Below are 11,327 nucleotides of genomic sequence, written 5' to 3' on the forward strand. Positions count from 1 at the left end.
ACCGCCATTTCGACGAGCTGATGGCCGACATCGGCGCCAAGAACCAGAAGCGCGGCGGGCTCAAAGGGCGCTTCCAGCCGCCGGATGCGGATGCCTATGCGAAATTCCTGGCGACGGCGCCGGACTACCGGGCGGCATAAGAATTCCGGCTGAGCGGGATTTGCATCTCGCCAGCCCTCGCCTCTGATGCTTACGATCTCCCTGGCCACCGAATCGACAGGAACCGGCCATGGGATCGAGACGTCTTGCCGCCCTTGCGGCTGTTGCCTTCTTCGTCGCGGCGCCCGCCGTCGGACAACAGCGCGCGCTCACGCCTCGCCAATCCGAGGCGGTCGCCACCTATGACAAGGCGCTCGCCGAGTTCAAATCGATCCTCGCCGAGCGGCGGCGCCAGATCGAGACGAAGCAGCCGCTGCCGAACCTGCCGGGACAGGCGCTCTACCTCGCCCGCGTCGCCGTCATCAGTTCTTACAAGGATCTCACCGACGCCATGCCGTCGCGGATCGGCAGGCCCAACAAGTTCGAGATTCCTCCGGCCTATTTCGACGCCGAGATCGAGCCGCTGATCGACGAATATTCGAAACTGTTCGACGTCATGGAGGCGCCGCCGGCCAATGCGCAGAACTCGCCGACGCCGTTCAAGGACGTCGTCGATCTCGCGACGGTGATCGCGCGCGCCAAGGGGCTTGCGCCTGACCACGCAGCCGCTGCGGGGCGCATCAGCCTCGGGCTGTTCTTTGCCGAGACCAACGGCAAGCAGAACGTCCGCAACGGACGCTCGAACACCTATATGGGCAGCTTCCAGACCGGCCCGTCCGAGGACCGCAACGGCCGCAGGAAGTGGGGCACCATCAAGGGCGAGATCGCCGCGATCGATCCCGCCTTAAGCGCGCGCGACGACAAGGAAGAGGCGCGGGCCCGCGGCACCGATCTCCGCTTCAATCACTGGACCAACGTGCGCGACGGCCTGATGAACGCACATGCGGATGTGTTCCGCGAGATCCCTGGAATCGTGAAGACGCTGCCCGACCCGATCGACCAGATGAAGCTGTTCGAGCTGATCCAGATCGTTCCCACGCCGACGAGATCGGCGCTCAAGTCCGGCGACCTCCTGAACTACAGGGTGTCGAGCCCGACGATCATGAAGCATCTGCGCAACAACAGCATCTTTGCCTTCGGACAGGCCGACCGGGCGCGCACCTCGGCAAGCTTCCGCGAGATCCTCGCCGCGATGTGGCTGTTCAACCGCAAGTTCGAGAAGGCGATGGCGAAATATGCGGAGATCAAGCCGCGCTGACGGAGTTGCAGCGACAACCAGTAATTGTATTATTGCGGGATCTCCTTTGCAGCACGGACCGTCACATGCGCATTCTCATTCTCGGCGGCAGCCAGTTTCTCGGGCGGGCGATCGCAGCCCATGCATGTGCTGCCGGTCATGAGGTGACCTGCGCCGCCCGCGGTCTCGCGGGTCCGATTGCGGCAGGCGCGCGTCTCGTCCGGATCGACCGTGATGTGGCCGACGGGCTTGCGCCGCTCGCAGGCGAGTCGTTCGATGCCGTGGTCGACGTCTCGCGTCGTCCCGGCCAGGTTCGCCGCGCGGTCGCGGCGCTGAAGCGACCAAATGTGCATTGGACCTTCGTCTCGACCATCAGCGTGTATGCGGACAATCGGATACCCGGACAACGTGCCGACACGGCGCCGCTGCGCGAGCCTGCGGCCTGGAGCACAGCACCGATGCCATTTACGGCGCGGCCAAGGTCGCCTGCGAACAGGCGGTCGGCGGCGATGCCTTCATCTGCCGCGCCGGCCTGATCGCAGGCCCTGAGGACCCGACCGGACGCTTCGCCTATTGGCCGACACGGCTTGCACGCGGCGGCGAGGTGCTGGCGCCGGGATCGCCTGACGATGCCGTCCAGTTCATCGATGTCCGCGACCTCGCGCAATGGATCGTGCATGCGGCGGAGATTCGTCTCACCGGCATCTATGACGGGATTGGACCAATCCGCAGGCGCGGCGAGCTTCTGATCGAATGCGCGGCGGCGCTGAATACGTCCTGCACGTTCACCTGGATCGATCGCGCCTTCCTCGAGGCACACGACGTGCGGCGCTGGGCCGGTCCGCGGTCGTTGCCGATGTGGCTGCCCCTGCCCGACTTCGCGGGCTTCCTGACGCGCGACACCTCGCCGGCGCGCGAGGCCGGACTGACCTCGCGACCAGCGGGAGACACCGCGCGCGACACGCTGCATTGGCTTCACGTCAGCGGCGGCCCGGTCGTCGGGCTTTCCGCCGATGAAGAGCGGGACGTGCTGGCGGCCTGGCATGCCGAAAGGACACCGGCAACCGGAACCTAGCCCAATCGCGCAAGCCGGCTGACAGTCTACTCCGTCCGGATCGGCGAATCCTTCAGGCCGTTGTCATCATAGGCCTTGCGCAGAGTGCCGTTCGTCGTGGCCTCGGTCATGAATTTGGTGACGAAGGCCAGTGCCTGGCCGTGGCCGAGCGGCACGGCGACGGCGGTCACTGTCTTCTTGAACGTCTCGTCCAGCACCTTGGTGCCCGGAATCTTCTGCGCCATCTTGTTGAGCTGGTCGCGCGACAATGCGAAGGCGTCGATCTCGCCGCTCCTGAGCAAGCCGAAGATCTCCTCATAGGTCTGATAGCCGGTGACCGTTGCATGCTTCAGATGCGCGATCGCGCCGCGCATGGTGGTGGTGGCGTTGACGGCCGCGACCTTGATTCCGGGTTGGTCGAGCGTCGCAAAATTGGTGACGGCGGAGCCGGGCTTGACGATGTAGGTGGCGTCGGCGACCTCGTAGATCGGGCCGAACCGCATCTTGGTCTCGCGCTCGGGATCCCTGGGGAGCCAGGTGACGTCCCACGTGCCTTTGCCAGCCGCGTCGGTGATCTGTCCGGAGTTCTGGTGGACGACATATTCGACGGGGACGCCGAGCTTGGCGGCCATCGCCTTGCCGAGATCGACGGGAACGCCGGCATAGCCGGCTTCGATCTTGGTCGACCAGAATGCGCCGCCTGCGGGGCTGATTGCGATCGCGACGCGCAGCTTGCCGGTCGGCGCGATCTCGTCCTTCAGACCGTCTGCTAGCGCCGGCATGGCGACCATCGCTGCGAGAACGAGGCCCGCAAGGCCCGACTGGAGGGACGTGGGCATGTCATGTTCTCCTCACCTTTTCTTCTTGGCTTCTTCCCGGCTGGCTCGCGCACCGTCACACGGTCTTTGGCACAATTCTGGTCGATCGTGCGCTCGGTGAAAAGCGGTTTGTCGTGACAAATCTGTCAAAGGCCACACCGCCCTGTGCAGCGCAAGGCCGGCGACTGCCATGGCTATGGTGTTCCACGGCCGGACATTTGTTGGTAGCCTGCCGCACCGACAGACGATACTCGGGGGCTACCGAATGACCTCATCGAATCCCGCATCTGCTGCACGGCGCAATGAAGCGTGGAGACAGGCCGGGCGGGCACTGGCCGCCGCTGCGACCGTGGTCGCACTGGCGGGTTGCGAGGACAAGAACACGTTCGTGGCACCGCCGCCGCCCAAGGTGGACGTGGCAACGCCGGTGCAGCGTCCGGTGACGCGCTACATCGAGGCCACCGGCAACACCGCGCCGATCAAGAGCGTCGATCTCGTGGCGCGGGTGCAGGGTTTCCTGCAGTCGATCGACTATCAGGACGGCACCTTCGTCAAGCAGGGCACCCAGCTGTTCACGATCGAGCCCGAGACCTACAAGCTCAAGGTCGAGCAGGCGAAGGCGGCCGAGGTCGGTGCGCAAGCCAGGGTCAAGCAGGCCGAAGCCGATTTCAAGCGGCAGGTCGAGCTCGTGCAGCGCCAGGCGGTCTCGCAGTCCACCCTGGACACCTCGACATCGACCCGCGACAACGCCCAGGCCAACCTCCAGCAGGCCCAGGTCAATACGAGGCTGGCCGAGGTCAATTACGGCTACACCAGGGTGACAGCGCCGTTCGACGGCATCGTCAGCGCCCACCTGGTCTCGATCGGCGAGCTCGTCGGCGTCTCCTCGCCGACCCAGCTCGCGACCATCGTCGCGATGGATCCGATCTGGGTGAACTTCACGGTCAACGAGCAGGACGTGCTGCGCATCCGCGCCGAAGCGGCCCGCCGCGGACTGACCCCCGCCGACATGAAGCAATTCCCGATTCAGGTGGGACTGCAGACCGAGACCGGCTATCCGCATGAGGGCAAGCTCGACTACGTCTCGCCGACCCTCAATACATCAACCGGCACGCTCGCCGTGCGCGGCGTCGTGCCCAACGACAAGCGGGTGCTGCTGCCCGGTTATTTCGTCCGGGTGCGCGTGCCCTTCGACCAGGAGAAGAGCGCCCTGCTCGTCCCCGACACCGCGCTCGGCAGCGACCAGGGCGGCCGCTATCTGCTGGTGGTCAACGGCGACAACGTCGTCGAGCAGCGCAAGGTGCAGATCGGCCCGGTCGACAACGGGCTGCGCGTCATCGAAAGCGGCTTGAAGCCGGACGACCGCGTCGTCATCGCGGGGCTGCTGCGGGTGATCCCGGGCCAGAAGATCGATCCGCAAACAACGAAGATCGAGCAGCCGCAGGCGTCTGCCAAGTAGGGAGCTGCCTGCCATGATCTCAAAGTTCTTCATCGAGCGGCCGGTCCTGTCGAACGTCATCGCGCTGTTGATGATCCTGATCGGCGGCGTCGCGTTGTTCAATCTCGCCATCGCGCAATACCCCGATGTGGTGCCGCCGACCGTGCAGGTCACCACGCGCTATCCCGGCGCCAGCGCCAAGACCGTGATCGACACCGTTGCCTTGCCGATCGAGCAGCAGGTCAACGGCGTCGAGGACATGCTCTACATGCAGTCCTACAGCGGCTCCGACGGCACCTATACGCTGACCGTGACCTTCAAGATCGGCACCGACCTAAATTTCGCGCAGGTGCTGGTGCAGAACCGCGTCTCCAGCGCATTGTCGCAATTGCCGAGCGCGGTGCAGAACCAGGGCGTCACCGTGCAGAAGCGGTCGACCTCGATCCTCCTGTTCGTGACGCTGACCTCGCCGGATTCGAGATACGACAGCCTCTATTTGAGCAACTACGCCACCATCAACATCCGCGACGAGCTCTCCCGCCTGCCCGGAGTCGGCAACGTCACCGTGTTCGGCGCCGGCCAGTATTCGATGCGGGTCTGGCTCGATCCCAACAAGCTGCAGGTCCGTGGCCTCGTGCCGCAGGACGTCATCAACGCCATCCAGCAACAGAGCCAGCAGGTCTCCGCCGGCCAGGTCGGCGCGCCGCCGACGCCGCCGGGCCAGGCGTTCCAGTACACGCTCAACGTCAACGGACGGCTCGACGACACCAGCCAGTTCGAGAACATCATCGTCAAGTCAGGCACCAGCGGCGACGTCACGCGGGTGCGCGATGTCGGCTGGGTCGAATTGGGCGCGCAGACCTACAGCCAGATCTTCTCGCTCAACAAGCAGCCGGCCGTCGGCATCGGCGTGTTCCAGTCGCCCGGCGCCAACGCGCTCCAGGTCGAGCAGGCCGTCGAGAAGAAGATGGCGGACCTCGCCAAGCGGTTTCCGGAAGGCATCAAATACGACACGCCGTTCGACACCACGAAATTCGTCGAGGCCTCGGTGCACGAGGTCTACATGACCCTGATCGAGGCCGGCCTTTTGGTGCTGGTCGTGATCCTCGTCTTCCTGCAGGACTGGCGCGCGATGCTGGTGCCGGCGACAACCGTGCCTGTCACCATCATCGGCGCCTTTGCGGCGATGGCGGCGCTCGGCTTCACCATCAACATGTCGACGCTGTTCGCGATCGTGCTCGCGATCGGCATCGTTGTCGACGACGCCATCGTCGTGGTCGAAGGCGCGGCGCACAACATCGAGCAGGGCATGAACGGCCACGATGCCGCGATCAAGGCGATGGACCAGCTGTTCGCGCCGATCGTCGGCATCACGCTGGTGCTGATCTCGGTGTTTTTGCCGGCCTCGTTCCTCGCGGGGCTCACCGGGCGCATCTATTCGCAATTCGCGCTGGTGATCGCGGCGACTGCGCTGCTATCCGCCATCAACGCGGCGACGCTGAAGCCGACGCAATGCGCGCTGTGGCTGCGACCGACGGTGCCGCCGGAGCAGCGCAACTTCTTCTATCGCGGTTTCAACGCGGTCTATGACCGGGTCGAGCGCGGCTATACAAGGCTGATCACCTTCCTGTGCCGGCACGCCACCGTCTCGGTTGCGTTCGCGCTGCTGGTGATCGGAGCCAGCGGCTACGGTCTGTCGCGGGTGCCGACCGGCTTCCTGCCGATCGAGGACCAGGGCTATCTGATCGCCGCCGTGCAGCTGCCCGACGGCGCCGCGCTGGAGCGGACCCAAGCCGTGCTCGACAAAGCGAGCGGGCTGATCAAGGAGACGCCGGGCGTGGCGCAGGTCATCACCATCGCCGGCATCTCCGCGCTCGACAACAGCGCAAGCCTGGCCAATGCCGGCGTCGCCTACATCATCCTGAAGGATTGGGACGCACGCAAAGGACCCGGCGAGGATCTGCGCTCGCTGGTGTACGGGCTCAATGACAAGCTCGCGACCATCATGGAGGCGCGCACGCTGGTGCTGCCGCCGCCGCCGATCCAGGGCATCGGCAACGCCGCCGGATTCTCGATGCAGGTCGAGCTGCGCGACGGCAACAGCGATTTCGCCAAGCTGCAGGCGATCACCGGCGCGATGGTCAGTAACGGCCAGAGCCAAAGCGCACTGCAGCGCGTGCAGTCCTCGTTCCGCTCCTCGGTGCCGCAATTCAACGTCGAGATCGACCGGGTCAAGACCCAGACGCTGCACGTCACGACCGATCAGGTGTTCTCGGCGCTGTCGACCTATCTCGGCTCGTCCTATGTCAACCAGTTCAACAAGTTCGGCCGTGTGTTCCAGGTCTACACCCAGGCCGATCCCGCCTTCCGCGTCACCGAGAGCGACATCGCCAACATGCAGGTGCGCAACTCGAACGGCGACATGATCCCGATCGGCACCGTCGCCAAGATCACGCCGGCCACCGGCCCCTCGCTGATCAGCCTCTACAACCTCTATCCGTCCTCGACCGTGATCGGCCTGCCGGCGCAGGGCTACTCCTCCGGCCAGTCGTTGAAGCTGATGGAGGAGATCGCCGACAAGACGCTGCCGCCTGGCACCGGCTATGAATGGACCGCGATGTCCTATCAGGAGAAGGCGGTCAGCAACCAGATCTACTGGGTGTTCGGCCTCGCCATGCTGCTGGTCTATCTCGTGCTCGCCGGCCAGTATGAAAGCTGGTACGCGCCGATCTCGGTGATCCTCGCGGTGCCGCTGTCGCTGCTCGGGCCGATGCTGATCCTCTCCGGGCTCAAGATCGACAATAACCTGTATTGCCAGATCGGGCTGATCCTCCTGATCGCGCTGTCGGCCAAGAACGCGATCCTGATCGTCGAGGTCGGGCTCGAGCTCCACGGCCGCGACGGCAAGCCGGTGCTTGAGGCCGCGATCGAGGCGGCGCGCGCCCGCTTCCGCCCGATCCTGATGACCTCGTTCGCCTTCATCCTCGGCGTGGTGCCCCTGGTGCTCGCGACCGGCGCCGGCGCCAGCGCGCGCAAGTCGATCGGCATCACGGTGTTCTCAGGCATGCTGGCCTCGACCTGCCTCGCCGTGCTGTTCGTGCCGGCCTTCTTCGTGGTGGTGCAGCGCTTCGAGAACTGGCGGGCGAGCAAGAAGGTGGCGAAGGTGGAGACGGCGGCGGAGGTGAAGCCCTAAGAGCCCACTGCGGAAACACCTCTCCCCACCCCTCTCCCGCGAGCGGGAGAGGGAGCGCACCGTCCACGCGGCTACAGCCACATCCTAAGCCTTCTCCACCACCGCCTGCCGCGCCTCGCCGCTCGACACCAGCAGCACCGAGACTTTCGACTGCCTGAGCACGGCGTCGGCGACGCCGCCGAAGGAGAGATGGTCGGCCTGGATGCGGTCGACGCCCATGACGACGAGATCGACGTCGGTGGTGTCGATCTCGCGCAGGATCGCGGCCTCCGGCGCCCGGTTCACCCGCAGCGTGGTGGTGATGTCGACGTCGTAGCGGGCGGCGAGATCGCTGGCGTCCTTGAGGATGCCCGCCTCCTGGCCGAGGCCACGGGAGGCGCCGCGCTGCGCGCCCTTGTCGCGCGTCGTCGCGACATAGATCACCCGGAGCGAGCCTGACCCGGCCTGCGCCAGCGCGACCGCCACCTCGGCGCCGCGCTTGGAGATGCCGCTGCCGGAGACGGGAACGAGGATGTTGAGCGCATCGGGCGCCGGCTGCTTCAGGTGCTTGCCCTTGGCCGCGACGATCGCAAGCGGTCCTTCGAACTTCGCGGCGATGTCGTCGATCCTCCGGTCGAAACGGTCCTTGGCCGTCACGACCTTGTCGACGCCGACGACGAGAAGATCAAAACCCTTGCGCGCCTCGTCGGCGATGGTCTCGCCGAGCTCCGCCTGCCTCGCACGGGTGACGACATCGACGTTGCCGGCCCCGCCGTCGCCATGGGCGGAGACGACTTCGGCGGCCTTCTTCACCACCGCTTCGTGGCTCTCCTCCTGGTCGCGGCCCTTCTCCTGTTCCTTGGCGCTCTTGCCGATATGCAGCACGGTGATCGGCAGCCCGCGCATGCCGGCGATCAGGCCGGCGATGTGGGCGGCAAAGGTGGCGTTGACGCTTTCGTCCACCGCCAGCAGAGGGCGCTCGAGATTGGCGAGGAAGCCGCGCTTCTCGAATTCCTCCCGCTCCAGCCGTTCCTTCTCGTCCTTGTTCATCGGCAGCCTTGCCAGCGCGGCGCGCAGCATCGGCGGCATCGCCATCGTGGTCACGATCGCCATGGTCACGATCATCGTGAACAGGTTCTGGCTCAGCACGCCGATGGACAGGCCAATGGTCGCGATGATCACCTCGGTCGAGCCGCGGGCATTCATGCCGCTCGCCAGCGCCAGCGACTCCCGATTGTTCAGGCCGCCCAATGTGCCGCCGACGAAGGCGCCGCCGAACTTGCCGACGCTGGCGATCACGACCAGGAGGCCGGTGAGCATCAGCAGATTGGGATCGCGCAGCACCGAGAGATCGGCACTGAGGCCGGCGAGGCCGAAAAACACGGGCATGAAGAAGCTGGAGATCAGCCCGCGCAGGCGCTCGTCGATCTGCCGCGTCAGGATCGGTGATTCCCCGACCAGGATGCCGGCGACGAAGGCACCGAGCACGGTATGCACACCGATCAGATGCGTGATCAGCGCCATCACGCTCATCAACAGCAGGATCACCGTGATCACGGCCGCGGCGCTGACGAGATTGTCGTTGGCCCAGCGGATCAGCTGGAACACCAGGCGGCGGCCGATGGTGAAGCTGACGGCGAGGAAGGCGAGCGTGCCCAGCACGGCTTTCGCCACCGAGGCGATATCCAGCGTGCCGTGCGAGGCCAGGCTGAAGATGACGGCGATGATGATCCAGCCGATGGTGTCGTCGATCACGGCGGGGGCGACGATGATCTGACCGACATTGCGGCGCATGAAATTCATCTCGCGCACCACCACGGCGACGATCTTCACGGACGAAATCGACAGCGCCGTGCCCATGAACAGCGAAGCGACCAGGCGCTGTTGCGGATTGGGCAGCAGCGCATCGGGCAGGAACTCGCCGAGCGCGAAGCCGCAGGCGAAGGGCACGAGGATGCCGGCGATCGAGATCGCGATCGCGGCCCTGCCGACCTTCCTGACCAGCTTGAGGTCGGTCTCCATGCCGGTGAGCAGCAGCAGGAGCAGGATTCCGAACTGGGCAATGCCGTCGAGCATCGCCTTCTGCTCGGGTGCCTTCGGGAAGATCGCGTGCTGCGCTTCCGGCCAGATCCAGCCGAACAGCGACGGTCCCAGGATGATGCCGGCGAGCAACTCGCCGATCACCGAGGGCTGGCCGACGCGCTGCATGATCTCGCCGAGACCGCGACCGACCGCGATCAACAGCACGATCTGCGCCACCAACAGGAATTCGGATGGGCCAGCCGATTTGCCGCCCTCGGCACCGGCCGCAATGGTGGTGAGGACAAGCGCCGCGGGGACGAGGCCGACCGGTCGGAGCAGGCGCCATGGCATGCTGGTGTCTTTCCCCCTTCACCCCCGGTGTCGGGGCCACGGGGATAGAACCCTCGGGAGGTGGGGCGGGTTCCACCCCGCTGGTGCCCCGGACGCAGCGCAGTGCCTCTTCGGCGGTGCGCTGCAGAGCCGGGGCCTATGCCGCCGAGAAACTTGCCCGCAATTTTCTCGGTCCCGGCTCTGCGCCGCAACGCTTACGCGTTGCAGCTTGTCCGGGACACGGGCCCTCACACTGCAGCCGGCGTCCTGATTTCGCGCGGCAGGATGATCGCCGCCGCGATTGCCAGCAGGCAGAGCGCGGCGAAGGCGTGCAGCATGGTGACGAAGCCGCCCTGCTCGTAGAGCCAGGCGACCAGGCCGACCGAGGCGCCGGCCGCGGTGAAGCCGATGAAATAGCGCACGGCGTAGGCGCGCGAGCGCCATTCCTCGCTGGTGTACTTGCCGACCATGGCATCGTTCACCGTGACCTGCCCGAACGCGCCCATGACGATGCCGATCGAGACCAGGATCAGCGGCAGATTGTTCAGGCTGGCGGCGAGATAGAGGAACGGCGCCAGCATGAAGGACAGCGGCAACGCCACCGTCTTCAGCGAGTAACGGTCGAGCAGCCGGCCGATCGTGTACTGCGTCATCGCGCCGAACACGTAGACGCAGGCCGCGATGACGCCGAGCAACGCCGGGCTCTTGGTCAAATCGGCGAGACGCTCCGCGAACAGTTTTGGCAGCGCCACGGTGACGGCGTTGAACGTGGTGGAGATCGCGATCACCACGATCAGCAGCGACAGCACCACGCGCCACATGTCCTGTTTTGCCACCCGCGCCTGCGCCGCCGCCTGCTTCGAACCCTTGCGGTCCTCGTGCACGACCAGCATCGCAAAGGCGATGCCGATCAGGATCGTGACCACGCCGGGAACGATGAAGGCAAAGCGCCAGCCGAGATACTGGCCGATCACGCCGGTCACCAGCGCCGACGAAGCGACGCCGAGATTGCCCCAGACGCCGTTGATCCCCATCTCGCGGCCGAGCCGGTCGGCATAGGACACGATCATCGCGGTGCCGACGGGATGATAGATCGAGGCAAAGATGCCGATCGCCAGCAGTGCCGCGCCGAGTTGCGCCGGGGTCTGCACGAAGCCGACCGAGATCATGGACGCTCCGATGCCGACGAAGAAGATCAGCATCATGTGGCGGGGGGT

8 protein-coding genes are annotated in these 11,327 nt (G+C 65.7%); 4 read left to right on the top strand and 4 right to left on the bottom strand.

The genetic code is table 11. The annotated features are described in order from the left end of the window. Window positions 1-229: 229 nt before the first annotated feature. The gene (locus IC66_RS0136220; protein ID WP_038950886.1) at window positions 230-1,297 is read left to right on the top strand and encodes a hypothetical protein; all 1,068 of its coding nucleotides are present in this window, start codon (window positions 230-232) and stop codon (window positions 1,295-1,297) included. Window positions 1,298-1,326: 29 nt separating this feature from the next. On the opposite strand, the gene IC66_RS48650 is transcribed toward IC66_RS0136220, so the two are convergent. Beyond that, window positions 1,327-1,629, bottom strand: coding sequence for a hypothetical protein (locus IC66_RS48650; RefSeq protein WP_244429224.1), 303 nt, complete (start codon window positions 1,627-1,629; stop codon window positions 1,327-1,329). Between IC66_RS48650 and IC66_RS0136225 the strand changes: the two genes are divergently transcribed. Then, entirely contained in the window at window positions 1,629-2,351 is a 723-nt protein-coding gene (locus tag IC66_RS0136225) for a hypothetical protein (protein ID WP_244429225.1), read from the top strand. The two genes, IC66_RS48650 and IC66_RS0136225, sit on opposite strands and share 1 nt — an antisense overlap. Window positions 2,352-2,377: 26 nt before the next feature. Here the strand turns inward: IC66_RS0136225 and IC66_RS0136230 are convergent, their stop codons facing one another. Then, window positions 2,378-3,169, bottom strand: coding sequence for an ABC transporter substrate-binding protein (locus tag IC66_RS0136230; RefSeq protein ID WP_038950887.1), 792 nt, complete (start codon window positions 3,167-3,169; stop codon window positions 2,378-2,380). 244 nt (window positions 3,170-3,413) lie between these two features. Here IC66_RS0136230 and IC66_RS0136235 point away from each other — a divergent pair, with 244 nt between their 5' ends. Continuing rightward, window positions 3,414-4,607: an efflux RND transporter periplasmic adaptor subunit gene (locus tag IC66_RS0136235; RefSeq protein ID WP_038950888.1), complete on the top strand. Its 1,194-nt coding sequence runs from the start codon at window positions 3,414-3,416 to the stop codon at window positions 4,605-4,607. A 13-nt stretch (window positions 4,608-4,620) separates the two neighbouring features. Then, window positions 4,621-7,779 carry an efflux RND transporter permease subunit gene (locus IC66_RS0136240; RefSeq protein WP_028145638.1) on the top strand — a complete coding sequence of 1,053 codons (3,159 nt, stop codon included), beginning with the start codon at window positions 4,621-4,623 and terminating at the stop codon, window positions 7,777-7,779. Between the two features lie 84 nt (window positions 7,780-7,863). Here IC66_RS0136240 and IC66_RS0136245 read toward each other — a convergent pair whose 3' ends face one another. Together IC66_RS0136245 and IC66_RS0136250 are read right to left on the bottom strand one after the other, a co-directional pair. Beyond that, a complete protein-coding gene (locus IC66_RS0136245) occupies window positions 7,864-10,131 on the bottom strand; it encodes a cation:proton antiporter domain-containing protein (RefSeq protein ID WP_038950889.1) in 2,268 nt (755 codons plus the stop codon). A 227-nt stretch (window positions 10,132-10,358) separates the two neighbouring features. Beyond that, the coding region (locus IC66_RS0136250) for an MFS transporter (protein ID WP_038950890.1) at window positions 10,359-11,327 on the bottom strand (969 nt) is incomplete at its 5' end.

Source organism: Bradyrhizobium genomosp. III, assembly GCF_000261705.1.
Taxonomy (GTDB): domain Bacteria; phylum Pseudomonadota; class Alphaproteobacteria; order Rhizobiales; family Xanthobacteraceae; genus Bradyrhizobium; species Bradyrhizobium ottawaense.